This is a genomic window from Schnuerera sp. xch1, from assembly GCF_019931165.1.
GTDB lineage: Bacteria > Bacillota > Clostridia > Tissierellales > Tepidimicrobiaceae > JAIOUP01.
Genome location: NZ_JAIOUP010000001.1, coordinates 301856 through 328508, shown reverse-complemented (window position 1 = coordinate 328508; position 26653 = coordinate 301856). Strand labels below are relative to the sequence as shown.

General features: G+C 31.4%; 29 protein-coding genes and 1 other annotated feature. Of the genes, 27 read left to right on the top strand and 2 right to left on the bottom strand.

What is annotated here, in order from left to right; translation table 11 throughout:
- The first annotated feature begins 3 nt into the window (after nt 1–3).
- The 22 genes from K8M07_RS01760 (at nt 4) to K8M07_RS01655 (ending at nt 19563) form a co-directional block, all read left to right on the top strand.
- Nucleotides 4–576 (top strand): BofC C-terminal domain-containing protein, encoded by a 573-nt coding sequence (locus K8M07_RS01760; protein WP_223376119.1) that lies wholly within the window; start codon nt 4–6, stop codon nt 574–576.
- A gap of 82 nt (nt 577–658) precedes the next feature.
- Nucleotides 659–1153, top strand: coding sequence for a crossover junction endodeoxyribonuclease RuvC (gene ruvC / locus K8M07_RS01755; protein ID WP_223376118.1), 495 nt, complete (start codon nt 659–661; stop codon nt 1151–1153).
- A gap of 15 nt (nt 1154–1168) precedes the next feature.
- Nucleotides 1169–1753, top strand: a complete 585-nt coding sequence (gene ruvA / locus K8M07_RS01750; RefSeq protein ID WP_263282405.1) for a Holliday junction branch migration protein RuvA — start codon at nt 1169–1171, stop codon at nt 1751–1753.
- A gap of 17 nt (nt 1754–1770) precedes the next feature.
- Complete coding sequence (gene ruvB / locus K8M07_RS01745) at nt 1771–2781, top strand: Holliday junction branch migration DNA helicase RuvB (RefSeq protein ID WP_223376115.1); 1011 nt, start codon at nt 1771–1773, stop codon at nt 2779–2781.
- A 2-nt stretch (nt 2782–2783) separates the two neighbouring features.
- Nucleotides 2784–3002: a DUF2905 domain-containing protein gene (locus K8M07_RS01740; RefSeq protein ID WP_223376113.1), complete on the top strand. Its 219-nt coding sequence runs from the start codon at nt 2784–2786 to the stop codon at nt 3000–3002.
- Between the two features lie 13 nt (nt 3003–3015).
- Nucleotides 3016–4398, top strand: coding sequence for a SpoIID/LytB domain-containing protein (locus tag K8M07_RS01735; protein ID WP_223376112.1), 1383 nt, complete (start codon nt 3016–3018; stop codon nt 4396–4398).
- Nucleotides 4399–4412: 14 nt separating this feature from the next.
- Nucleotides 4413–5438, top strand: coding sequence for a tRNA preQ1(34) S-adenosylmethionine ribosyltransferase-isomerase QueA (gene queA / locus K8M07_RS01730; protein ID WP_223376110.1), 1026 nt, complete (start codon nt 4413–4415; stop codon nt 5436–5438).
- 12 nt (nt 5439–5450) lie between these two features.
- On the top strand, nt 5451–6569 hold the full coding sequence (gene tgt, locus K8M07_RS01725; protein ID WP_223376109.1) for a tRNA guanosine(34) transglycosylase Tgt: 1119 nt from the start codon (nt 5451–5453) through the stop codon (nt 6567–6569).
- 68 nt (nt 6570–6637) lie between these two features.
- Nucleotides 6638–6952 (top strand): preprotein translocase subunit YajC, encoded by a 315-nt coding sequence (gene yajC / locus K8M07_RS01720; RefSeq protein ID WP_223376108.1) that lies wholly within the window; start codon nt 6638–6640, stop codon nt 6950–6952.
- 121 nt (nt 6953–7073) lie between these two features.
- Complete coding sequence (locus K8M07_RS01715) at nt 7074–7451, top strand: TIGR04086 family membrane protein (RefSeq protein ID WP_223376107.1); 378 nt, start codon at nt 7074–7076, stop codon at nt 7449–7451.
- 69 nt (nt 7452–7520) lie between these two features.
- A complete protein-coding gene (gene scfA / locus K8M07_RS01710) occupies nt 7521–7661 on the top strand; it encodes a six-cysteine ranthipeptide SCIFF (protein ID WP_223376106.1) in 141 nt (46 codons plus the stop codon).
- A gap of 67 nt (nt 7662–7728) precedes the next feature.
- Nucleotides 7729–9096, top strand: a complete 1368-nt coding sequence (scfB, locus tag K8M07_RS01705) for a thioether cross-link-forming SCIFF peptide maturase (protein ID WP_223376105.1) — start codon at nt 7729–7731, stop codon at nt 9094–9096.
- 46 nt (nt 9097–9142) lie between these two features.
- Nucleotides 9143–10912, top strand: a complete 1770-nt coding sequence (gene recJ / locus K8M07_RS01700; RefSeq protein WP_223376104.1) for a single-stranded-DNA-specific exonuclease RecJ — start codon at nt 9143–9145, stop codon at nt 10910–10912.
- 151 nt (nt 10913–11063) lie between these two features.
- A complete protein-coding gene (locus tag K8M07_RS01695; RefSeq protein WP_223376102.1) occupies nt 11064–13226 on the top strand; it encodes a RelA/SpoT family protein in 2163 nt (720 codons plus the stop codon).
- Between the two features lie 16 nt (nt 13227–13242).
- Nucleotides 13243–13692, top strand: a complete 450-nt coding sequence (gene dtd / locus K8M07_RS01690; RefSeq protein ID WP_223376100.1) for a D-aminoacyl-tRNA deacylase — start codon at nt 13243–13245, stop codon at nt 13690–13692.
- 11 nt (nt 13693–13703) lie between these two features.
- Entirely contained in the window at nt 13704–14324 is a 621-nt protein-coding gene (locus K8M07_RS01685; RefSeq protein WP_223376099.1) for an MBL fold metallo-hydrolase, read from the top strand.
- A gap of 52 nt (nt 14325–14376) precedes the next feature.
- Nucleotides 14377–14547, top strand: coding sequence for a hypothetical protein (locus K8M07_RS01680; protein WP_223376098.1), 171 nt, complete (start codon nt 14377–14379; stop codon nt 14545–14547).
- An 11-nt stretch (nt 14548–14558) separates the two neighbouring features.
- Nucleotides 14559–16031, top strand: a complete 1473-nt coding sequence (gene hemZ, locus K8M07_RS01675) for a coproporphyrinogen dehydrogenase HemZ (RefSeq protein ID WP_223376097.1) — start codon at nt 14559–14561, stop codon at nt 16029–16031.
- 40 nt (nt 16032–16071) lie between these two features.
- Nucleotides 16072–16273: a binding site (T-box leader), on the top strand.
- A 48-nt stretch (nt 16274–16321) separates the two neighbouring features.
- Complete coding sequence (gene aspS / locus K8M07_RS01670) at nt 16322–18100, top strand: aspartate--tRNA ligase (protein ID WP_223376292.1); 1779 nt, start codon at nt 16322–16324, stop codon at nt 18098–18100.
- A 19-nt stretch (nt 18101–18119) separates the two neighbouring features.
- On the top strand, nt 18120–18845 hold the full coding sequence (locus tag K8M07_RS01665; protein ID WP_223376095.1) for a ThiF family adenylyltransferase: 726 nt from the start codon (nt 18120–18122) through the stop codon (nt 18843–18845).
- Complete coding sequence (locus K8M07_RS01660; RefSeq protein WP_223376094.1) at nt 18833–19261, top strand: SoxR reducing system RseC family protein; 429 nt, start codon at nt 18833–18835, stop codon at nt 19259–19261. Before K8M07_RS01665 ends, K8M07_RS01660 begins: the two co-directional genes overlap by 13 nt.
- 23 nt (nt 19262–19284) lie before the next feature.
- On the top strand, nt 19285–19563 hold the full coding sequence (locus tag K8M07_RS01655) for a metal-sensitive transcriptional regulator (RefSeq protein ID WP_223376093.1): 279 nt from the start codon (nt 19285–19287) through the stop codon (nt 19561–19563).
- Here the strand turns inward: K8M07_RS01655 and K8M07_RS01650 are convergent.
- Both K8M07_RS01650 and K8M07_RS01645 read right to left on the bottom strand, forming a co-directional pair.
- Nucleotides 19560–19997 (bottom strand): threonine/serine exporter family protein, encoded by a 438-nt coding sequence (locus tag K8M07_RS01650; protein ID WP_223376092.1) that lies wholly within the window; start codon nt 19995–19997, stop codon nt 19560–19562. The two genes, K8M07_RS01655 and K8M07_RS01650, sit on opposite strands and share 4 nt — an antisense overlap.
- Nucleotides 19997–20785, bottom strand: coding sequence for a threonine/serine exporter family protein (locus tag K8M07_RS01645; RefSeq protein ID WP_223376090.1), 789 nt, complete (start codon nt 20783–20785; stop codon nt 19997–19999). Before K8M07_RS01645 ends, K8M07_RS01650 begins: the two co-directional genes overlap by 1 nt.
- 172 nt (nt 20786–20957) lie before the next feature.
- Here K8M07_RS01645 and glyA point away from each other — a divergent pair, with 172 nt between their 5' ends.
- From glyA to K8M07_RS01620, 5 genes are all read left to right on the top strand, one after another.
- Nucleotides 20958–22190: a serine hydroxymethyltransferase gene (gene glyA, locus K8M07_RS01640; protein WP_223376088.1), complete on the top strand. Its 1233-nt coding sequence runs from the start codon at nt 20958–20960 to the stop codon at nt 22188–22190.
- A 129-nt stretch (nt 22191–22319) separates the two neighbouring features.
- Nucleotides 22320–23669: a DUF512 domain-containing protein gene (locus tag K8M07_RS01635; protein WP_223376087.1), complete on the top strand. Its 1350-nt coding sequence runs from the start codon at nt 22320–22322 to the stop codon at nt 23667–23669.
- Complete coding sequence (gene der / locus K8M07_RS01630) at nt 23662–24978, top strand: ribosome biogenesis GTPase Der (RefSeq protein WP_223376085.1); 1317 nt, start codon at nt 23662–23664, stop codon at nt 24976–24978. The genes K8M07_RS01635 and der overlap by 8 nt, the downstream gene beginning before the upstream one ends.
- Before the next feature lie 2 nt (nt 24979–24980).
- Nucleotides 24981–25577, top strand: coding sequence for a glycerol-3-phosphate 1-O-acyltransferase PlsY (gene plsY, locus K8M07_RS01625; RefSeq protein WP_223376084.1), 597 nt, complete (start codon nt 24981–24983; stop codon nt 25575–25577).
- A 13-nt stretch (nt 25578–25590) separates the two neighbouring features.
- Nucleotides 25591–26604: an NAD(P)H-dependent glycerol-3-phosphate dehydrogenase gene (locus K8M07_RS01620; protein ID WP_223376083.1), complete on the top strand. Its 1014-nt coding sequence runs from the start codon at nt 25591–25593 to the stop codon at nt 26602–26604.
- Nucleotides 26605–26653 lie beyond the last annotated feature (49 nt).

Below are 26653 nucleotides of genomic sequence, written 5' to 3'. Positions count from 1 at the left end.
TTTTTGAAAAGATATAATGGAATTGCAATATTTCTATTTTGTGTGGCATTGTTCTTAGGTAGCTTTATATTAGGATATAAAATGATGGGTAATGATGTTGATAAAGATCCTATGATAAGCGATGAAGATGCTGGAGATTTAGAAATATTACAAGAAGAAGAGAGAATATCACCAAATACTTTTATTGAGATAAGAGTACATTATAAGGAATGTAATCATAATATAACAAAATTGAATGAACAAGATGAAAATATTATAAATATGACAGAGGAAGAATATAAAGAATACATGAAAGAGAATTATCCTAATGTGAAGATTGTTTCTTTTTCAGCTGAGGAGATAGTTTTAAGTGAAGAAAGGGATCATCTATGCCCTAATCACTTTATAATTGGAGAATCTGATGGAAAGATTGCCATATATAGAATTGATGAGAATGGAGAAAGGTATTTGGATAAAATTTTTAATGATTATTCTATATCTCTTTTAAAAGAAATAGATCAGGAGAAATTAATAGAAGGTATAGTTGTCGATGATGAAGAAGAATTATCGAATGTACTGGAGAATTTTATATCTTAGAGACTAAGTTAGATATCTAGCTTAGTCTTTTGTATTAAAATATGATAGAATAATATATATTACATTTTGAAAGGTGGACTTTATGATTATACTTGGTATTGATCCAGGATTGGCAATAATGGGATATGGAATTGTTGAAGTTAAGGGAAATAAATATAAAGCTATAGATTATGGATGTATAACGACAGATGCAAATACTGATTTTCCTGAAAGATTAAAGATAATATATGATGAGATGATTATGCTAATTGATAAATATAATCCTGAAGATGTTGCAATAGAAGAATTGTTTTTTAATAAAAATGTTAAAACAGCTATAAGAGTAGGACAAGCTAGAGGAGTGGAAGTTCTTGCTGCTAAAAATAAAGGATTAGAAATATATGAATATACACCATTACAGATAAAACAAGCAGTTGTCGGCTATGGACGAGCTGAGAAGAAACAGGTACAGGAAATGGTTAAATTATTATTGAATTTAAAGAAGATACCGAAGCCAGATGATGCTGCAGATGCTTTAGCTGTGGCTGTTTGTCATAGCAGTTGTTTGAATTACAAAGATATGTTTAAAATGAAATGATAAAGGGTGATAGTTTTGTATGAATACATAATTGGCAAATTAGTGAGTATTGACGAAGACCATATCGTTTTAGATAATAATGGTATAGGCTATAAAATATTTACTTCTCAAAATACACTTATGGATTTAAAAGTTAATGAAACAATAACCATGCATATTTATTTCAATTTAAGAGAAGATGGTATATTCTTGTATGGCTTTAAGACAAAAGATGAACTGAATATGTTTAATTTGCTCAGGTTGGTATCAAAAATAGGGCCTAAGGTAGCCTTGAGCGTATTATCAACCCTTACTCCAAATCAAGTAAAAAAAGCTATACTTAATAATGATTCTAATATTCTTTGTAATGTACCAGGAATAGGTAAGAAAACCTCAGAAAGATTAATTTTAGAATTAAAGGATAGGATAAAAGCTGAAGATATTGTGGATGGCACAGATTTTATAGAGAAAGATAATAATGTTGAGATTGCAATGCAAGGGATTATGTCTTTAGGGTATACTAAAGGGGAAGTAGCAAAGGTAATTAAAAAAATGGATACCAGTGACATGGATACTGAGGATATAATAAGGGAAGCTTTAAAAAGATTTTCAAAACGATAAGAAAGGTATTGATTTGAATGGATAAAATAAACGAGAGGATAGTTACTGGCTCAATTCAAGAAGAAGATATTAGCAATGAAGTCACATTAAGACCAAAGTGGATTGATGAATATATTGGGCAGGATAAGGTTAAGGAAAAGCTGAGGATATTTATTACGGCAGCTAAAGAGCGAAAGGAACCTTTGGATCATGTATTGCTTTTTGGACCACCTGGATTAGGAAAGACTACTTTAGCCCATATTATTGCTAATGAAATGGGCGTTAATGCTAGAATAACCTCTGGACCTGCTATTGAAAAACCAGGGGACTTAGCTAGCATATTGACGAATTTGGGTGAAGAGGATGTATTATTTATTGATGAGATACACAGATTAAATAGAAGTGTAGAAGAGATACTTTATCCTGCAATGGAGGACTATGCCTTAGATATTATAATAGGCAAAGGACCTAGTGCTAGGTCAGTTAGATTGGATTTGTCTAAATTCACATTAATAGGGGCAACTACAAGAGCAGGTTTACTTACCTCACCTTTGAGGGATAGATTTGGAGTCATGTTGAATTTGGAATTATACGATAATGATAATCTACAAAAAATAATTAAGAGGTCTGCTAGTATATTGAATATAAAAATAGATGATGAAGGAGCCATGGAAATTGCTAAAAGATCTAGAGGTACTCCAAGAATAGCAAACAGACTTCTAAAGAGAGTTAGAGATTATGCGCAGGTTAAAGAAGATGGAATAATTACTTATGATGTAGCAAAAAAAGGACTTAGAATATTGGATATTGATAATTTAGGTTTAGATGATGTAGATAGGAAGCTTATTTTAACAATGATAGAAAATTTCAATGGAGGTCCTGTAGGGATTGATACGCTTTCTGCAGCTACTGGAGAGGAAAGAAATACAATTGAAGATGTATATGAACCCTATCTATTGCAGATTAGTTTCTTAAATAGGACTCCAAGAGGAAGAGTAGTTACAAAAAAAGCATATGATCATTTTAAAATACCTTATAATGAAGGATAGAGGTGAGAGAGTTGAACTCTTTAGGTAAGGTTATATTAACTATAGGTGGAGTATTAGTTGTATTAGGATTGATTGTAATGGTTGGTGAAAGGTTCGGATTGGGTAAATTGCCTGGAGATATCTTTATAAAAAAGGGTAATTTTACTTTTTTCTTTCCTATCGTATCTAGTGTTATACTTAGTTTGATACTTACTTTACTTTTAAATCTTTTCAAAAGATAAGGGGGACAATAATATGAAGAGAGTTTTTTCTGTAGCAATTTCTTTAGCGATAATTGTTGGAATGTTGTTTATTAACCAAGATGTATTAGCAGATTCATATGAAGAAGATTTTGTAAGTATAAGGTTGACAAGCCCTATAAAGGATAAGGACACTATAAGGCTATATAGTGAAGATGGATTTAAAATCTATGAAAAGGATGATATCTCAGATGAAATAGAGATTTTAAAGATTGAACAAATTGAAGTAACGATTGGAGAAGAAGATGATGAAATAGATATACTGGATATGGAAGGTGAAATATTATTGACCTTCAACAATGATGAAGATTTACTTATTTCATCTAATGATAAAGATGATAATGATAAGAAGGTAAGAGTTGAAGATAAGTATTATAGAGATTATGTTACTTTCAAAATGGTAGAAGATGAGCTTATGACTATTAATTATGTTAAACTAGAACACTACTTATATGGAGTAGTTCCTAAGGAAATGGGATATTCTTTTGAATTGGAGGCATTGAAATCACAATCTATAGCCGCAAGGACTTATACCGTCAAGAATATAAACAAACATGATAACCATGGGTATGATCTTTGCGATACCACCTGCTGCCAGGTTTATGGAGGGATGGATGTAGAGAATATTAAAACCAACAGAGCTGTAGATGAGACAAGTGGTATGATTATAACATATAATGGGAATCCTATAGATGCAGTATATCATTCTAGTAGTGGAGGATATACAGATAATGTGGGTGAAGTTTGGGGAAGTAATCTTCCGTATCTGGTTGCGGTTAGAGATGAATTTTCTGATGGATATCCTAATGCAAATTGGAATTTAACAATGACTAATGATGAAATTAGTGCTAGACTACATAGTCGTGGCATGGATATAGGAGAAGTTGTTAATATAGAGATACTGGATACAACAACAAATGGACGAGTATCTCAACTTAAAATCGAAGGAACTGAAGGAGAAGAGATCTTAAGTGGCAATGAATTTAGAGAAATACTTGGCACTACTGAGCTTAAAAGTACTCTATTCACTATAAAGAAAGATAATGTTTATGAAGATGAAGAAAAGGTATATGCAATAGATGGTAGTAGTTCTACTGCTAAGTCTGTCGATTTAAATGATGTTCATATAATAGATGGTAATTTAAACAGAGGATCTTCTAGAGGATTTACTAGTAGATTCATAAATCGCAATGGAATTGTTGAATTCAATTCCGATATTAAACCTATTGAAAGTAATTTTGTAATAGAAGGGAAGGGCTATGGTCATGGACTTGGAATGAGCCAATGGGGAGCTCAAGGTATGGCTGTAGAAGGATATTCGTATAAAGACATATTGAATCATTATTATAAAAATGTAAAAATTGACACTATAAATTAATAGAGGATGATCAAATGAAGACCAAAGATTTTTATTATGATTTGCCAGAAGGACTTATAGCACAACATCCAGTTTTAAATAGAGAAGAATCTAGATTACTTATATTAGATAATGAAACAGGTAATATAGAGCACAAGAAATTTAAAAATATAATTGATTATCTTGATGAAGGGGATTGCTTAGTATTAAATGACACTAGGGTAATTCCTGCTAGATTGTTTGGTAATAGAGAAGGTAAGGATGAAAAAATTGAATTTTTACTGTTGAACAATATAGAAGGAGATAGATGGGAAACCCTTGTTAAGCCAGGGAAAAAGGTGAAACCTCCCAGAAAAATATATTTTGGTGATGGACTATTAATTGCTGAAGTATTAAGTATTGAAGAAGGTGGAACTAGAATAGTGGAGTTCCATTATGATGGAATATTTCAGGAAATATTGGATAAGTTGGGAGAAATGCCTTTACCACCATATATAAAAGAAAAATTGAAAGACAAGGAAAGATATCAGACAGTTTATTCAAGATGTGAAGGCTCTGCTGCAGCACCAACTGCAGGGCTTCACTTCACGAAGGATTTACTGAATAGAATTAGAGACAAAGGAATAAAGACAGCCTTTTTGACTCTTCATGTAGGATTAGGAACATTTAGACCTGTTAAAGTTGACAACATAGAAGAACACCATATGCATTCAGAATACTATGAAGTTTCTAAAGAGGCAGCAGATATTATAAATAAAGCTAAAATGGAAAGTGGAAGAATTATTTCAGTAGGAACTACTTCTACTAGAACATTGGAGACAATAGCTACTTCAGATGGTAAGGTACTTCCGCAGAAAGGATGGACTGATATTTTTATTTATCCTGGATATGATTTTAAAATTGTAGATGGATTGATAACCAATTTTCATCTGCCAGAATCTACACTTTTAATGTTGGTGAGTGCATTGGCAGGGAAGGATAATATAATGAATGCATATAAGATTGCTGTAGAGAAAAAGTATAGATTTTTTAGTTTTGGAGATGCGATGTTTATTAAGTAAGAGGAGGATAATATGGCAATAGAATATAGACTATTAAAGGAATCAACAGATTGTTCAGCTAGATTAGGGGAAATAAAAACTCCTCATGGAATTATTGAAACTCCCATATTTATGCCCGTTGGAACTAAGGCAACTGTGAAAACCATGACACCAGAAGAGGTCAAACGTTTAGGAGCACAGATAATTTTAAGTAATACCTATCATCTATATTTAAAGCCTGGACACAGGCTTATAAAAGATGCTGGAGGGTTGCATAAGTTTATGAATTGGGATAAGCCAATATTGACCGATAGTGGAGGATTTCAGGTATTTAGTTTAGGAGATTTGAGAAAGATTACTGAAGAAGGGGTAGAATTTAGATCACATATTGATGGTTCTTCTCATTTTATAAGTCCAGAAAAGTCAATAGAAATACAGAATTTTCTAGGATCTGATATTATGATGGCTTTTGATGAATGTACCCCTTATCCATCAAGCTATGAATATGCAAAGAAATCAATGGAAAGAACTACTAGATGGGCAAAAAGATGTAAGGATTACCATCAAGACTGGAAAAGACAAGGTTTATTTGGTATAATACAAGGTGGTATGTACAAAGACTTAAGAGAAAAAAGCGCTCAAGGCATTATAGATATTGGATTTCCAGGTTATGCTATAGGTGGACTAAGTGTAGGAGAATCAAAAGAATTGATGTGTGAAATGCTAGATTTTACTACTCCATTATTACCAAAGGATAAACCCAGATATTTAATGGGAGTAGGAACTCCTGATTACCTATTTGAATCGGTCATTAGAGGAATTGATATGGCGGACTGTGTATATCCAACTAGGATTGCCAGAAATGGTGCAGTAATGACAAGCAGAGGTAGATTGACTATTAGAAATGCTAAATATTCAAGGGATTTTTCACAATTGGATCCTGAATGTGATTGTTATACTTGCAGAAATTATTCAAGAGCTTACATAAGACATTTACTTAATGTAAATGAAGTACTAGGTGCAAGGTTGACTACTATTCACAATCTATATTTTCTTATAAAGTTGATGGAGAATATAAGAAAAGCTATTAAAGAGGATAGATTGATGGAATATAGAGAGGAATTTTATAAAAAATATGGGTATATTAATTAAATAAAAGAAGGATTTTTAAATTTTTTATTGAATATAAATAAAGATAAAAAGAAAGGGAGGATTTACTTATGGCAAGTGCAAATGCTGGAGGAGGAGTTGCTGGTTTGGGTAGTCTTATAATACCTATAGCGTTTTTAGCTATCTTTTATTTCCTAGCTATTAGGCCTCAAAGAAAAAGAGAAAAGCAAATTAGAGAGATGAGGGGAAATCTTAAAGTTGGTGATGAAGTAATTACAATTGGAGGTATTCATGGTAAGATAACCAAGATTAAAGATGAGATACTGACAATAGAAGTTGGTTCCGATAAGACCAAAATGGATATAACAAAATGGGCTGTTGGTTCATTAGCAACTAATGGAAAACCAGCAGACCAAGATAAATAAACTTCCTATAGTAGGAAGTTTATTATTGTTTAAAAAAGAAAAATTTCTATAAACTCACGTAATTTGTAATAAACTCCACTAAATATTAATAAGTTTAAAGTAGGAATAGGAGGTGGAGTTTATGAAAACTAATATTTTGAACAGAGGCATTAATATCTTGAAGAGCTTAGCCTTAGCCTTTATATTAACTTTTATTTTTGTATTAATAGTGTCCATTTTACTCACATTTACATCTTTAAAGGAAACAACAATACCCTTATTGAATACAACAATCATGATTGTCAGTATAACTTTTGGTGGTATACATATGGCAATAAAATCGCGCGAAAGAGGATGGCTAAATGGGGGAATTATTGGAGCTCTATATTTTTTGATATTATTGTTAATTAACTTTTTATTTATCAAACCTTTTATTTTTGATATATATACGATAAGTAAATTTTTCATATCCTTAGCAGCTGGCATCATAGGAGGTATAATTGGAATAAATGTGAGATAAAAAACTTTAACTAATAATATATTTATGATATAATCATAAGGTATTATAGAGGATTAAGGAGGGTTTCATTTGAAATTCATAAAAACTATATCAGGAAGAAATTTAAAAAACACTGTAATAAATGGTGGATGTGGAGAATGTCAAACTTCATGTCAATCTGCTTGTAAAACTTCTTGTACAGTAGGTAACCAAAAGTGTGAAAATAAGTAAGTATTAAAGGCAGTGGTTAAAACCACTCCTTTTTAATTTAATAAAAATTATACTTGGGAGGATAATGATGGCAGTAGGTGAGAGAATTCATAAATATCTTTTAAATGATAAATATATTGTATTGGATGTAAATAGTGGAGCAGTCCATATAGTAGATGAAATTGTATATGACATTTTAGATTACTATAAGAAGAATAGTTTGGATGAAATTGTTGAATTGTTCAATGCTAAATATGATAAAAATAATATTGTACAAGCATATAAAGAGATAAGTAAATTAGAAGAAGAGGAATTACTCTATTCAAAAGAAACAAATGTCGAAAACATAAGGTATAATAAAGACAATGTAGTAAAGGCTCTATGCCTCCATGTGGCTCATGACTGTAACTTAAGATGTAAATATTGCTTTGCATCACAAGGTGATTTTAAAGGGGACAGGTCATTGATGCGATTGAATGTAGGCAAAAGAGCATTGGAATTTTTAATAGAGAATTCTGGCAATAGGAAAAATTTAGAAGTGGATTTCTTTGGTGGAGAACCCTTAATGAATTTTGATGTTGTTAAGGAATTGGTTTATTATGGTAGGGAATTGGAGAAAAAAAATAATAACAAAAAACATTTCAGATTTACAATAACTACGAATGGCGTTCTTTTAGATGATGAAAAGATAGATTTCATCAATGAGCATATGGATAATGTAGTATTGAGTTTGGATGGCAGAAAAGATATAAATGATAATATGAGAAAGACTGTAAGTGGAAAAGGAAGTTATGATACAATAATCAATAACTTCAAGAATTTTGTTAATAAAAGAGGAGATAAGGATTATTATATTAGAGGAACATTTACAAGCTATAATTTAGATTTTTCTAAAGATATACTACACTTCTATGATGAAGGGTTTAAAAAGATATCTATAGAACCGGTTGTTGCTTCTTTGGATATGGATTATGTTTTAAAAGAAGAACATATAGATACTATACTTGATGAATATGAGAAATTTTCTAAGGATTATATTGAAATAAAGAAAAAAGATAAGGACTTTCTATTCTTTCACTTTATGATTGATTTAAAACAAGGTCCTTGCCTAGCAAAGAGGTCAATAGGTTGTGGAGCAGGTTCTGAGTATATGGCAGTAACACCACAAGGTGAATTATATCCATGTCATCAGTTTGTTGGTAATAAGAAATTTAAAATGGGTGATGTATTTACTGGGGTTAATAATTCACAAATAAGGGAACAATTTAAAAAAGCAAATGTTTTTACAAAAGAAGAATGCAGCACTTGTTGGGCGAAATTTTATTGTAGTGGCGGGTGTCATGCTAATGCATATAATGTCAATGGTGATTTTATGAAACCTTATAAGACAGGCTGCGAAATGGAAAAGAAAAGGTTAGAATGTGCGATTTCCATACTGGCAAATTTAGAGGAATAATATAAATTTTTATCTAATAGGCGGAATTTATGGGAGTGAGTAATTTTTGGAGAAATGGTTGATTAGAAATGTAAAGGCTAATTTAGACATAATGTCCAAAAAACTAAGAATTAGTAAGTTGCTATGTAGAATCCTTATAAATAGAGACATTAAAGAATTCAATCTTTTGGATAGTTTTATCAATCCTAATTTAGATAAACTTCATGATCCTAGACTTATGAAAGATATGGAAATTGGAGTAAATATAATGAAGGAAAGTATAATAAATAAAGAAAAGATAAGAATTTCTGGTGATTATGATCAAGATGGTAATTCAGCTATATTGACTTTATATAATGCTATAAAGAGATGTGGGGGCAATGTAGATTATGTGATTCCTCATAGAATTAAAGATGGTTATGGAATCAATGAAAGAATAGTTAAAGAAGCTAAAGAAGATGGGGTTTCTCTTATTATAACTTGTGACAATGGTATATCTGCATTTGATGCTATAGATCTAGCTAAAGAACTGGATATAAAAGTTATTGTAACAGATCATCATGATGTGAGTTTTATTAAAGATAATAATGATGAAAAAAAATATGTTCTACCAAAAGCTGATGCAGTCATAAATCCAAAGAGACCTGATTGTGATTATCCATTTAAACAACTATGTGGAGCAGGAGTTGCTTTTAAATTTATTCAAGTTTTATATGATGAGATGGATATAGATGTACAGGAGTCGTACGAACTATTAGAATTTGTTGCTATGGGTACAGTTTGTGATGTGGTAGATTTAGTAGATGAGAATAGAATAATAGTGAAAGAGGGGATAAAGAGGATTAATAGTACAAAGAATCTAGGACTAAAAGCCCTTATAAAGGCAACTGGATTAGAAGGCAAGAAGATTACTCCTTATTCTTTAGGTTTTGTATTAGGCCCTTGTATAAACGCTTCTGGGAGATTAGATAGGGCAGATATAGCAGCAGAAATGTTTTTAACAGATAGACCAGATTTGGCGGAAGAATATGCTGATAGGTTATATTCATTAAACGAGGAAAGAAAATCAATGACTGAAGAAGGAATAGAAAAAGTTATTGATCAAATAGAAACAGGAAAATTCAAGAATCAAAATATATTCGTAATATATGAACCAAATATTCATGAAAGTGTAGCAGGAATAATTGCTGGTAGGATAAAGGATAGATACTATAGGCCAACTATTATTTTGACACAATCAAAACAAAAAAACAAAATCAAGGGATCAGGAAGGTCCATCAAGGAATATAATATGTTTGAAGAAGTTTCTAAGTGCAAGGACTTGCTATCATCATTTGGTGGGCATCCTATGGCTGCTGGATTAGCTTTAGACATATCCAACCTAGAAAAATTTAGGGAGAGACTAAATGGACAAGCAACCTTAACAGGACAAGACCTTTTACCTAAAGTATATATTGATATGCGTCTTCCGTTAGAATATATCAGTTTTAAGTTAGTTAAGGAATTAAAACTTTTGGAACCATTCGGGAAAGGCAATCCAAAGCCTTTATTTGGAGAAAAAGATGTTCGTATCAAAAGAGCTTTTGTTTTAGGGAAAAACAAAAATGTTCTTAAGCTATTGTTATTGATGAAGAATGGAAAGACTATAGATGGACTTTATTTTGGAAATATTAACGAATTTGAATTGAAATTGATTGATAAATTTGGGCAATTTGAAGTAAATAAGATGTACAAGGGTATAAACAATAAAATAAATATGGATATTGTATATACTCCTACAATAAATGAATATATGGGTAATAAAAATTTGCAAGTTATAATAGAAAATTATAGATAAAATAAATTATTTATAAAGTTTTTGCTGAAAAATATTTTAAATTAAGTTATAATTGCAATAAAATACTGATTATAAAAATAATCGAATTTAAACAGAATTAACTGAAAATTTTTATGCTTTAGTCAGATAGAAAGTGAAACAGGTGAATCTCATGATAGAAAATTTATTGTTAAAAATTCAAGAATATAATCGTAATGCGAATATAGAACAAATAATTAAGGCTTATAATTTCGCTAATGATTCTCATGAAGGTCAACACAGAAATTCGGGAGAAGATTTCTTTACTCATCCTTATAATGTTGCCATAATATTGGCGGAACTTAATATGGATGATGATACGATTATTGCTGCGTTACTTCATGATGTATTAGAGGATACTGATGTAACTTATGAGACTATAATAGAGGAATTTGGTGAGGAAGTAGCTAATTTAGTTGATGGTGTTACAAAATTGAAGAAGTTAAAATATAAAACTAAGCAAGAAAGTCAAGCTGAAAATTTGAGAAAAATGGTACTGGCGATGGCTAAGGATATAAGAGTTATTATCATTAAATTAGCTGATAGATTGCATAATATGAGGACTTTAGAATATATGAGTGAAGCGAAAAAAAAGGAAAAGGCTTTAGAAACTTTAGAAATATATGCCCCATTAGCTCACAGGTTGGGGATGTCAAAAATCAAATGGGAACTAGAAGATCTATCTTTAAGGTATATAGATCCAGCTGGTTATTATGATCTTGTCGATAGAGTATCAAAGAGAAGAAGAGAAAGAGAAGAATATATACAAAGAATTATAGACGAATTAGACGAAGATTTAGAAGAAATGGACATTCCAAGGGATATCAGTGGTCGACCAAAAAATTTTTATAGCATATATAAGAAAATGGTTTATCAAAACAAGAGTTTTGAGCAGATATTCGATTTAACAGCTATTAGAGTAATTGTTAATACTATAAAGGATTGTTATGCTGTTTTAGGCTTAGTTCATACAATGTGGAAACCTATCCCTGGAAGATTTAAAGATTATATTGCAATGCCTAAACCCAACATGTATCAATCGTTGCACACTACTGTTATTGGGTCTGAAGGAGAAATATTCGAAGTTCAAATAAGAACTTGGGATATGCATAGAACAGCAGAATATGGAATCGCGGCTCATTGGAAATACAAAGAGGGAACAGTAAAAAGCGATAATTTTGATGAGAAGTTAACTTGGCTTAGACAATTGTTGGAATGGCAAAAGGACTTAAATGATCCTAAGGAATTTATGGAAACATTAAAGATTGATTTCTTTACAGACGAGGTATTTGTATTTACACCAAAGGGAGATGTTATAAATCTTCCTGATGGTTCTACTCCTATAGATTTTGCATATAGGGTTCATACAGCAGTGGGTAATAATTGTGTTGGAGCAAAGGTAGATGGTAGAATTGTACCTTTGGATTATAAACTTAAAAATGGTAATATAGTTCAGGTATTGACTTCGTCAAACAGTAATGGCCCAAGTAGAGATTGGTTAAAAATAGTAAAGAGCAGTCAAGCTAAAAATAAGATTCGTCAGTGGTTTAAACGAGAAGAAAGAGACCAGAATATCATAAAAGGAAAAGATATACTTGATAAAGAGGTAAAAAGACAAGGCTATAAATTCAATGAATTATCTAAAGATGAATGGTTAAAAAGTATTGCCAGCAAATTAAGTTTAAATAGCGTTGATGATCTATATGCAGGTTTAGGATATGGAAGTATATCTATATCACAAGTAATGTCAAGGTTGAGAGAATACTTTAAGGAACATATCAAAGTTGATGAAAAGACACTTGCTGAAAGTAAAGTAAAGGAAAAATCTTCTAACAAGAAGAGAAAAAAATTCAACCAGGGAATAAGCGTAAAAGGTGTAGACAATATCAAAGTAAGGTTTGCTAAATGTTGTAACCCAGTACCTGGAGATGAAGTGGTTGGATATATTACAAGAGGTAGAGGTGTATCTGTTCATAGACAGGATTGTCCTAATATAGGTTCTATAGAAAGTAAAGAAAGGTTTTTAGAGGTTAGTTGGGATACAGATGAAAGAGCTGAATATCAGGCTGAAATGCAAGTGAAGGCTACGGACAAAAAAGGATTGCTTACTGAAATTACTCAAAGCATTACCGATTCTGGACTTTCTCTGGCATCTTTGAGTGCTAGGATTAATAAGGAGAAACTAGCTATAATAAACATGACTTTAGAAATAAAGGATATTGATCAATTGACGACTTTGATGAAAAAGATCAAAAAGTTCAAAGGTGTAATAGATGTGTATAGAGTAACGAATTAAAGAAAGGAAGATATTGATGAGAGCAGTGGTGCAAAGAGTATCGAGGGCAAATGTTGAGGTAAAAGAAGATACAGTTGGAAAAATCAATAGAGGCTTATTGGTTTTTCTTGGTGTGGGTGAAGGAGATGATGATAAAGATCTAGAATATATGGTCAATAAGATTCTAGGTTTAAGAATATTTGAAGATGATAAAGATAAGATGAATTTGTCTGTAATGGATATAAAAGGGGAGATGTTAGTAATATCTCAATTTACATTATATGGTGATGTTAGGAAGGGTAAGAGACCAAGTTTTATTAAATCTGCAGATCCTAAGATTGCTGATAATATTTATAATAGGTTTATTGAAAAATGTAAAGAAAGAGGTATTAAGACCGAAAAAGGTGTATTTGGAGCTCATATGTATGTGGATTTAATAAATGATGGACCTGTAACTATACTAATAGATAGTAAGAAAACTTTTTAGGAGGGATACATTTGAACGTTGTAAGGATACCAGCAGGAGTCTACGCTGCTAACTGTTACTTAATCTATCCAGAGAATAGTACAGAAGGAATTGTAGTTGATCCAGGTGGAGATGCAGATGACATTATTGCTAAAATCAAAGAATTAAAGTTAAATATAAAATATATAATACTTACCCATGGGCATGGAGATCATATTGCTGGTGTTAAAGAGATAAAAGAATACACTAATGCGCCTTTGGCTATTCATAAAGATGATGAGTATTTATTGAAGGATGGAGATGCAAACCTTTCTAGTACAATGGTAATGGGATCTATAGAAATATCTCCAGACATCCTATTGGAAGATGGTGACAATATAACTCTTGGAGATTTAAATGCTGAAGTAATTCATACCCCTGGGCATACACCGGGCGGAATTAGTTTAAAAATTGATGATTGCTTATTAACAGGAGACACTTTATTTGCTGGTTCTATTGGAAGAACAGATTTTCCAAAGAGTTCTTACGATGCTATAATTAATTCAGTAAAAAATAGATTAATGGTCTTTCCTGATGATACTAAAGTATATCCAGGGCATGGACCAGCATCAACTATAAAGAAAGAAAAAGAGACTAATCCATTTGTTAGATAGAAGTATGAATAGCCACCTTCTTGGGGAGTATATGTCCTAGGAGGTGGCTTTGATGAGTAAAAAATCCTATTTTAAATATGACAAAGATAAAAAGGATGTTGATTTGCATGAAGTGCATGAGTTGATAGAAATGGGATTAAATAAAGAGGAGATTGCTAAAGAGTTTGGTATATCTACAAGATATGTAAAAAAGGTAATGCAAGATTATTATGATGATTATTGAGGGGAGTAGTTATGATTTATGTCCATTTGATAGGTCACAATTTTAGATATGAAATTCGTGAATTAATTAAAGCTTATTATTTTAGTAAAAAAATAGTATTTATTGATGATCTAGATGAATATGATAATGGAATTTTAATTGAAAATGTACTATATAATAATATTGGACAGATAAGATCTATTACAAAAGTATATATAGATCATAGTTTGATATTTAATAGTTCTATACAGAAAATAGAACAAATGAACATAGGAAAACATGAGACCTATAAAAAGATAAAGATTGGTGTTAAACAAAGCTTATATGAAGCTTTAAATAATATATCCAATACTATATTACCTTGGGGAATTTTAACTGGAGTTAGACCAGTAAAAATTGTTCATGATTTAATAGATAATGGTTTTAAAGATAATGAAATATTGAATATATTAACAGAACAATATAAAATATTTTCTGAGAAAGCTAATCTAATATTAAATATAGCTCATAAACAGAGAAATCATATACATCCTTTAGATAAAAATAGATTTAGTCTATATGTGAGTATCCCATTTTGTCCTACTAGATGTTTATATTGTTCTTTTCCATCATGTAATATAGGGAAATATGGTTATCTTGTAGACAAGTATACTGATAACCTTATATATGAAATAAATAGGATAGCTGAGTTGATGAGTGGAAAATCTATTTCTACTGTTTATATTGGAGGGGGAACTCCTTCGGCTATACCTAATAAAAATTTGGAAAAGATAATCAAAACAATATATAAAAACTTTGGTCGTAATAATATAGATGAAATTACTGTAGAAGCAGGAAGACCAGATACCATTGATGTTGGATTGCTAAAGATGCTCAAAGAAAATGAAGTGGATAGGATTAGTATAAATCCACAAACTATGAACGATAGTACATTGAAAGTGATCGGAAGACAACACAATAGTGATGAGATAATAAATGCTTATAATTTGGCAAAGAATGTAGGGATAGGTGTTGTAAATATGGACTTAATAGTTGGACTTCCTTCTGAAGGTATAGATGAGATTGAAAATACTTTGGAAAAATTGAAGTATTTGGATCCAGAAAACTTGACTGTTCATACATTAGCAATAAAAAGGGGATCAAAGTTTAGGCATGTAATAGATCAATACGATTTAAAGGATCAAAATGAGCTAGAGGCAATGTTAAAAGAGACCAAATTATTTGCAGAAGAAATGAATTTGAAACCCTACTATCTATATAGACAAAAACAGATTATGGGAAACTTTGAGAATGTAGGTTATGCAAAAGAAGGTAAGGAATGTATTTATAATATTAAGATGATGGAAGAAAAGGAGACTATAATAGCAGTAGGTATGGGAGCAGTATCAAAAATATTTTATCCAAAAGAAAATAGAATAGAAAGAGTGCCTAATGTTAAGAGCTTAAAAGAATATTTGGAGAGAATTGATGAAATGGTGGCAAGAAAAGTAAATTTCATGTCTTGACACCGATTAGAATATATTTTATAATGTATAAAAATATAATATTAAAACGATGAGAAGGAAGAGTAATTAAATCACTTATCTATAGAGAGTCGGTGTAGGTGGAAATCCGATGTTAATATTTAATAAAGACACCTTTGAGTTAACAAGTACGTTTTGTTCGCAGAGATTGCGTTATAAATATTTGAGCGAGGTCAAAGCCTAATTAGGGTGGCACCGCGGGAATTCATCCTCTCGTCCCTGTACTTTGGAGATGAGAGGATTATTATTTTTTGAGGAGGGTAAATAATATGATGAGAGAGACTATGGGGAATTTAAGAAGGACTCATATGTGCGGAGATTTAAGAATATCAAATATAAATGAAGAGACTGTTTTAATGGGCTGGGTACAAAGAGAAAGAAACCTAGGATCATTAATATTTGTTGACCTAAGAGATACTACGGGGATTTGCCAGATAGTATTTGACAATACAGTTTCAGAAGAGATATTTAAAAAAGCAGAAGATATAAGATCTGAGTTTGTAGTAGCTGTTCGAGGAAAGGTAAGAGAAAGACAATCAAAAAATAAAGATATTGAAACAGGAGATATAGAGGTGTTAGCACAGGAGCTAAAAATACTCAACGAATCTGAAACTCCACCTATATATATTAAAGATGATGATAACGTAGCTGAAACTATGAGATTAAAATATAGATATTTGGATTTAAGAAAACCATCTATGCAAAATATTTTGAAGATTAGGCACAAGACTGCAAAGATGGTAAGAGACTTTCTAGATGAAAATAATTTTGTTGAGATAGAAACTCCAATGTTGAATAAACCAACTCCTGAAGGAGCTAGGGATTATTTAGTGCCAAGCAGAGTAAATCCAGGGCATTTTTATGCTCTTCCTCAGTCTCCACAGCTTATGAAGCAGCTCTTAATGGTGTCTGGTATGGATAGGTATTATCAAATAGTAAAATGCTTTAGAGATGAGGATCTGAGGGCAAATAGACAGCCTGAATTTACACAGATAGATATAGAGATGTCCTTTGTAGATGTAGAAGATGTGATAGAAATAAATGAAAAGATGTTATATAGGTTGTTTAAAGAATTAAAAGGAATAGAGATAGAATTACCAATACAAAGAATGACATATAAAGAGGCTATGGAGAGATTTGGGGTTGACAAACCTGACTTAAGATTTGGATTCGAATTGGTCAATATCTCTGATATAGTTGAAAATTCGGAGTTCAAAGTGTTTAGTGGTACTATTAAAGACAATGGTTGTGTAAGGGGCATTAATGTAAAAGGATATGGAGATCAGTTTACAAGAAAGAATATAAATAGCCTAGAGGAATATGTGAAGACCTTTAAAGCAAAAGGTTTGGCATGGATTAAGATAACAGAAGAAGGTATTACCTCACCAATTGCAAAATTCTTATCGGAAGAGGAATTGAATAATATGATCAATAGAATGGATGGAGAAAAGGGAGATCTTCTATTGTTTGTAGCAGATAAGGAAGGAGTTGTGTTTGATAGCCTAGGAAATTTAAGAAATGAAGTAGCTAGAAGACTTGATATACTGAATGATGACGAGTTGAAATTGGTGTGGATTACCGAATTTCCATTGTTTGAATATGATGAAGAAGAGGAAAGGTATGTAGCGAAGCATCATCCATTTACTCATCCTATGGAAGAGGATATACTTCTACTGGAAACTGAGCCTGAAAAAGTGAGAGCGAAGGCTTATGATATAGTGATTAATGGAGATGAAATGGGTGGTGGAAGTATTAGAATAAATGATAGGGAATTACAAAACAAGATGTTTGCTGCACTTGGTCTTTCAGAGGAAGAGGCTTGGAATAAGTTTGGGTTCTTATTGGAAGCATTTAAGTATGGTACTCCACCTCATGGTGGTATTGCTTATGGATTTGATAGGTTGATGATGCTATTAACGCAAAGCTCTAATATTAGAGATGTAATAGCTTTTCCAAAGACTCAATCTGCTACTTGCTTATTAACAGGTGCACCTTCTGAAGTTGCTGAAGAACAATTAAAGGAGACACATATAAAAGTAGATATGAAATAATTTGAATAGGGAGATTGAAATGGATAATAGATTTTCAAGAACTGAATTGTTATTAGGTAAAGAAGGTATGCAAAAATTAAAAAGATCGAAGATTGCAGTATTTGGAATAGGCGGTGTTGGCTCTTTTGTTTGTGAGGCTTTAGTTAGATCAGGACTAGGCAAGATTATTCTTATAGATTATGATATAATAGATATAAGCAATATAAATAGGCAAATACATGCTACCTCAAAAACCATAGGTTTATCGAAAGTTCAGGTAATGAAAGATAGATTAATGGAAATCAATCCTGATTTAGATATAAAGGTTTATGAAGAGACCTATAATGATAAAAATAGAGAATCATTATTATCATCCGATTATAATTATGTAGTTGATGCAATAGACATGGTTTCGTCTAAAATAGATTTGATTGAAAGTTGTAAGAGGTTGGGTATCCCGATAATATCCAGTATGGGAGCAGGTAACAAATTAAATCCAACAATGTTTCAAGTTGGAGATATATATGAGACAAATACGTGTCCGCTTGCAAAGGTCATGAGATATGAACTAAGAAAAAGAAAGATAAAGAATTTAAAAGTGGTGTGGTCTAAGGAAAAACCTATAAAGGTTAACTTAGAAAAAGAAAATACCAGAAAAGCAGTACCTGGTAGCGTTTCTTTTGTTCCCTCTGTTGCTGGTTTGATTATTGCTTCTGAAGTGATTAAAGATTTAGTATTTGGAGGTGTTTATTCATGGAGCAATTAGGACTTGTACGTAAAGTTGTAGATAATAATGCTGAGGTTGAAATAAGACGGGTTTCAGGTTGTGGAGGTAATTGCAGCAGCTGTAGTGGTAGTTGTGATGCACCAAATATAACTGTTTCTTTAAAAAATGACATCAATGCAAAAGAAGGAGATCTTGTTGAGATTAAGGCTATATCAAGGAAAATATTAAAATATACTTTAATTGTATATATGATACCTTTTATTATGTTGACATTAGGAATAATATTAGGAGTAAATTTGTTTCAATCCATGGGATTACAAAACTATGAAATGTTGGGTTTTGGAGTAGGAATAGTATTTTTAGCAGTTTCTTTTATTATAGTCAAGCTAATAGATAATTTTATTAATAAGAAAAATGAAGTTGCTATGGAAATGACGAGAATTTTAAGTAGATAATTATAATAAGGGGGTAGTAAAGTTTGGCTATTAAGGTGGAGGATAATGAGGCTATATTGCGTAGACTACGAAGAATAGAAGGACAGGTAAAGGGAATACAGAAAATGGTAGAAGAAGGTAAACACTGTTCAGATGTGTTGGTACAGGTATCTGCTGTTAGATCAGCAATGAATTCTGTAGGTGGATTGATATTGGAAAATTATATGAAGAATTGTTTGAAGAATTATTTAGATGGAGTGGCTCAAGATGAAACATTAGATGATTTAGTAGATATAATGGTAAAATATACAAAGCAAAGTTAACGTTTGTATTTAACACGTTTAATAGATCTTGATAAAGTGGTTGAAACTATCAAACCTATAGATATAGCAGCTGCTATAAAGAGGGTCTCAGTACCTTTGTCTGCAGCAGCAAGGAAGTCTTTTTCAACCAAAGCTAACATTGTATAATACATGCCAGCACCAGGTACTAATGGAATTATTCCAGGTATAATAAATACGGTTGCTGGTTTTTTATAATGTCTTGAAAACAATTCACCTAATATACCGACTGTTAAAGCTGCAAAAAAAGTACTAATGATACTACTATTGAAATAAATAGATGTTGAATAAAGAACAATCCATCCTATACCACCAACAAAACCAGATTTTAAAACAAGGCCTTTTGGAGCACTAAATATTATGTTAAAACCAACTGTAGATAAAAAGGAAAAAAGAAAGTTTTTGATTATTTCCATTATATCATCCCCTTAAAATAAATATTCAATATTAATCCTACTCCAAATGCAATAGCTAGTGCTGAAAATATGGCTTCCATTCCTCTTGAAAGTCCAGATACAAAATCTCCAGAAATAGTGTCCCGCATGGCATTAGTTATGGCAACGCCAGGAACTAAGGGCATGATTGAAGCTATAATTATCGTATCCATGTTTTGACCTAGACCTATTTTTGTTAATAATATTGCTAATATTGAAGCTAAGGCTGAACCTACAGAGTTATTTATAAAAAAAGTCATCTTGTATTTATTGATCTTATTAACGGATAAAACTACAAAAAATCCTACTATAAAACTTGAAATAAAGTCTAAAATACTACCACCAAATAAAAGTGATAGAAAAGCACAAGCTACACCACCGAAGAAGGTCTTTAATGGTGCATTATAAGTTGTTGTTTTATTTAATTCTTTAAGTTTTTTTATACCTTTACTGATAGGCATATTTGAATTAACAAAATTCCTTGAGAATTCATTTACTAGGTTTATCTTATTTAGATCGATTCTAGTTGATTTAATTCTCATCAGATATGTTAAAATTTCTCCTTTATATTCTAGTGAAGCAAAAATCCCAGTAGGAGTTACAAATGCATCTGCGTATTTTATATTTTTCCTCGATTTACATATCCTTTCTACGGTGTCTTCTGCTCTATAAGTCTCTGCTCCATTTTTCAACATTGTTCTACCTGCTAATATGGCTAACAATAGAAGTTTTTTAGCTTCTTGTCTATCATAATTGTCATAATAATTCATAAACTTCACCTCATAAAGATTAATAGTATTGTAAATACTAGCAATTAACTGTATAATAAATCTTAAAGGAAAAAGAAAATGTTAAATACCAGTTTAATATATATTATATTATTTTATTATGTTTAGCAATGAAATAAATTATATATAACAAATAAGGGAGGAGATAAAAGCTATGGATTTTACAAATCTAAAGAAAACTGACCCAGAGGTAATGAAGACAATTGAATTGGAGATAAATAGACAACAAGAACATATTGAGTTAATTGCTTCTGAGAATTTTGTATCACGTCAGGTAATGGAAGCTATGGGAAGTCAAATGACTAATAAGTATGCTGAAGGTTATCCAGGCAAAAGATACTATGGTGGTTGTGAATTTGTTGATATGGCGGAAGATTTGGCAAGAGACAGGCTAAAGAAATTGTTTGGTGCAGATCATGCAAATGTTCAACCTCACTCAGGTTCTAATGCAAATTTGGGAGTGTATTTTGCAGTGTTAAAACCAGGAGATAAGGTATTAGGAATGGACTTATCTCAAGGTGGACATCTTACTCATGGTAGCCCAGTGAATATCTCAGGGACTTACTTTGATTTTATAGCATATGGAGTAGATAAAGAAAACGAAACGATTGATTATGATCAAGTTAGAGAAATAGCTCTAAAGGAAAAACCAAAATTAATTGTAGCTGGTGCTAGTGCATATCCAAGAATAATTGATTTTGCTAAGTTTAAGGAGATAGCAGATGAAGTAGGAGCATATTTAATGGTAGATATGGCTCATATAGCTGGATTAGTAGCAGCAGGACTTCATCCAAATCCAGTACCATATGCTGATTTTGTAACGACAACAACTCATAAGACATTAAGAGGTCCTAGAGGTGGAGCAATACTTTGTAAAAAGGAACATGCAAAGAAAATTGATAAGGCTATATTCCCAGGACTTCAAGGTGGACCATTAATGCATATTATTGCTGCCAAAGCAGTAAGCTTTGGAGAAGCCTTGAAGAATGATTTCAAAGATTATCAAAAACAAATTATTGAAAATGCTAAAATGCTAGCTGATAGCTTAACTGATAGAGGATTTAGATTAGTGTCTGGAGGAACTGATAATCATCTAATTTTAATTGATGTAAGAACTAAAGGTTTAACAGGTAAAAAAGCAGAATCATTATTAGAGAAAGTCAATATTACAACAAACAAGAACACAATACCATTTGATCCCGAAAAACCATTTGTAACTAGTGGAATAAGAATTGGTACTCCTGCAGTTACTACAAGAGGGATGAAAGAGCAGGAGATGAAAAAAATTGCTGAATTAATTGATTTAGCATTAGACGAGAGCAATGACAGAGAAGAAGTAAAGAAGAAAGTTATAGAATTATGTAAGCAATTCCCATTATATGAATAAGAAATTGCATAAGCCTACAGTTTTCTGTAGGCTTATATAACCTTATCTATTATTCTATGTATTAACTATTAATTCTGTTATAATAGGGTATGGTGTATTATTTAAATAATTAGAATGGAAGGTCAAATTATGGAACTTAGGAAAATCTATGATTATAAGAATGTTATTGAGAAAATCAAAAAAAATAGTATAGCTGAAGAATTAGGGATTCAACCTGATGATATATTATTATCCATAAATGGAAATAAGGTTAAGGATATAATAGATTATAAATATTTGATATCTGATGATTATGTAGAAGTGGAAATAGAAAAGAGGAATGGAGATGTATGGATTTTAGAAGTGGAGAAGGATTTTGATGAGGATTTAGGTATAGAGTTTACAAATCCTTTAATCGATAAGGCTAGATCCTGTAGAAATAAATGTATATTCTGCTTTATTGATCAATTGCCAAAAAATATGAGAGATACATTATATTTTAAAGATGATGATTCTCGTCTATCTTTTTTGCAAGGAAATTTTATTACCTTAACAAATATGAGTGATGATGAGATTAATCGCATAATAAAATATAGATTGAGTCCTATTAATGTTTCAGTTCATACTACAAACCCAGAATTAAGAGTTAAGATGTTGAATAATAAGAATGCTGGTAGAATTTTTTCTATACTCAAAAGATTTAAAGAAGCAGGACTTAGGATAAATTGTCAAATAGTTTTAGTACCAGATGTTAATGATGGAAAAGAGTTAGAAAGAACATTGACTGATCTATCCAGTTTATATCCAAGTGTTAGGAGTGTAGCTGTAGTTCCTGTAGGATTAACAAAATACAGAGAAAACCTATATGAGATTGATAAGTTTGATAAAGAAAGTGCTGAAGAAGTACTAGATTTAATAAAAAATAGGCAAAGTGATTTCAAGAAGGAATTAGGTACTAGATTTGTATTTGCATCAGATGAGTTCTATGCAGTGACAGGTCATTCTTTGCCAGCCTATGATGCATATGAAGGATTTCCACAATTGGAAAATGGTGTAGGATTAATGAAATCATTTGAGCATGAAGTAGATGAAGAATTGAATAAGATAAATAAAAAAGTCACATTAAACAGAAGATATATTTTAGCTACAGGTACTTTAGCAGAAAATTTCATGAATAAGATCAAGGATAAAATTTATAATAAGTTTGTTGGTTTATGCTTAGAAATAGTTCCTATCGAAAATGAGTTCTTTGGCAAATCTATTACAGTATCTGGCCTTGTCACAGGACAAGATATCATAAAGCAATTAAATGCTGATAAAAATATAGATGGAATAATAATACCTAAATCGATGTTAAGACAGGATAGTAATGTTTTCTTAGATGATTTGACTGTGGAAGAAATTGAAAAGAAATTAAAGTTTGAAATATTCCCCGTAGAGGTTTCTGGACAGCATTTCGTTAATTTATTTTTGAATGATAGAGGTGGTAATAATGAATAGACCTATAGTATGCATAGTGGGAAGACCTAATGTAGGGAAATCCACATTATTTAATAGGATTGTAGGTAGAAGGATTGCTATTACTGAAGATAATCCTGGTGTTACTAGAGATAGAATATATTCCGAAGCAGAATGGTTAAATAGATATTTTAATTTGATAGATACAGGTGGATTGGAACCTGAAAACGAAGAGATAATTCCAAAAAACATTAGACAACAGGTTGAAGCCGCTATTGATACAGCTGATGTTATACTTTTTGTAGTGGATGGAGTACAAGGGGTTACCTCTACGGATAGAGAGATTGCCAATATACTTAGAAAATCTGGTAAGGAAGTAATATTGGTATGCAATAAAATTGATAGCAAAAAAACTTTAGATAATGTGTTTGAATTTTATGAGCTAGGGATAGGAACACTTTTATCGGTATCAGCCGAACAAGGATTGGGTATAGGTGACCTATTGGATGAAGTGATCGCACATTTTCCAGAAGATAAGGATACAAAATATGATGAAGATGTAATAAAGGTAGCTGTTATTGGGAAACCCAATGCCGGGAAGTCTTCCTTAATTAATAGGATATTAGGAGAAGAAAGGGTTATAGTAACAGATATTCCGGGAACTACTAGAGATGCAATAGATACGTATTTTACCTATAATGAAGATAAATATGTCTTTGTAGATACAGCAGGATTAAGAAGAAAGAGAAGCATATATGAGAGTGTAGAGAGATATAGCGTAATCCGAACATTAAGTGCTGTAGATAGATCAGATATATGTATATTGGTGATAGATGGTAAAGAAGGTGTTTCTGAACAGGATGCAAAGATAGCAGGATATGCACATGATAATGGAAAAGGAATGATTATAGCAGTCAATAAATGGGATGTCGTAGAAAAAGAACATAATACCTATAGAAATTTTGAGAAAAATATTAGAAATATACTTTCTTTTGTACCATATGCTCCTATAGTATTTATTTCTGCTAAAACTGGAAAACGCGTAGATAAATTATTTAAGCTTTTAAAGGTAGTAGACAATAACAACAATTTAAGGATAAGTACGGGTACATTAAACGATATAATTAATGAAGCAGTTCTTTTAAACCAACCTCCTTCTGATAAAGGGGTTAGATTAAGGATATACTATGGCACACAGGTAAGTGTTAGGCCACCAAGGTTCTTAATATTTATAAATAAGAAAAAACTGATGCATTTTTCTTACCAAAGATATTTGGAAAATCAGATTAGACAATATTTTGGTTTTGAAGGAGTACCTATTCGATTTGACTTTAAAGAGAAGGGGGAATAGGTTTGAAAGTTTTATTAGTAATTATGCTAGCATATTTAATTGGAAATTTTTCATCGGCATATGTTTTAGGAAAAATAATTAAGAATACAGATATAAGGAATTGTGGAAGTGGTAATGCAGGTGCTACTAATGCTTTAAGAGTTTTTGGGAAAAAGATTGGAATATTAGCATTTGTTTTTGATGTTTTAAAAGGTGTACTAGCTATATATATTGGCGGTAAGATATTGGGTTACGATGGCAAATTAATAGCGGGTCTTTTTTCTGTTATTGGACACAATTGGCCTATATTTCTTAATTTTAAAGGAGGTAAGGGAATAGCTACTTCTTTTGGAATATTATTGTCCTTGCATTGGCCTACTGCAATGATTTCTCTTGTGTTTTTCATTGTGGTATTAGTTATGAAACGATATGTATCGTTATCTTCAATTACTGCAGCTGTTGTAGCCCCAATAGTTGTAATTTTAATTAAAAGGCCTTTTGATAAAGGTTTTGTTATCGTAACTTTGATATTAGCAATTATAGCCATTTTTAAACATAAAGCCAATATTAAAAGATTGCTAGAAGGCAAAGAATATAAAATAGGAGAAAAAAGCAAATAGGGAGTGACTTTAATTGAAGAATATAGGTGTTATAGGAGGAGGTAGTTGGGGAACTGCTTTATCTATACTTCTTTCAAATAATAAACACAATGTGGATGTTTGGATAAGGGATAAAGTACAGGCGAAACAGGTTGAAAAAACAAGAAAAAATGATAAATATCTTTCAGATGTATTAATTCCAGAACAAATAGGTGTTACGGATGATTTAGAGAAAGTTATTTATAATAAGGATTTGTTGGTGTTGGCTGTGCCTTCTCATGCAGTTAGACAAACATTGAATAATTGTAAAAATTTAATAATGAAGGATCAAGTATTAGTAAATGTAGCAAAAGGGATTGAAAATGATACATTACTTAGGGTTTCCCAAATAATAGATGAAATACTACCTCAAAATCAATTTGCTGTATTGTCAGGTCCGTCCCATGCTGAAGAAGTAGCTAAAAATATGCCTACAACAGTGGTGTCAGCATCTGAGGACAAAAAGACAGCTAAATATATTCAAGATATATTTATGTCAACTTATTTTAGAGTGTATACAAATCCAGATGTTATTGGAGTAGAGTTAGGTGGAGCATTAAAGAATGTTATTGCTTTAGGAGCAGGCATTTCAGATGGATTAGGATATGGAGATAATACTAAAGCAGCTCTTATGACAAGAGGAATCATTGAAATATCGAGGCTAGGAGCGAAAATGGGAGCTGATATGTCAACATTTGCTGGATTAGCAGGTATAGGTGATTTAATAGTTACCTGTACGAGTATGCATAGCAGAAATAGAAGGGCAGGTATATTGATAGGTCAAGGGAAAACATTAGATGAAGCAGTAGAATTAGTAGGAATGGTGGTAGAGGGAATCAAGACCACAATGTCTACGTATAATTTAGCAAAGAAATATAATGTTAAGATGCCAATTACAAAGGAAATATATCAAGTATTATATGAAGGAAAAGATGTCAATAATTCAGTTGTTAATCTAATGCTAAGGGATAAGAAACATGAATTAGAAGATATAGCAAAGAATAGATAGTAAACTTGTAAAAAACCCACTATGTTTAGTGGGTTTTTTTTTAGTCCAA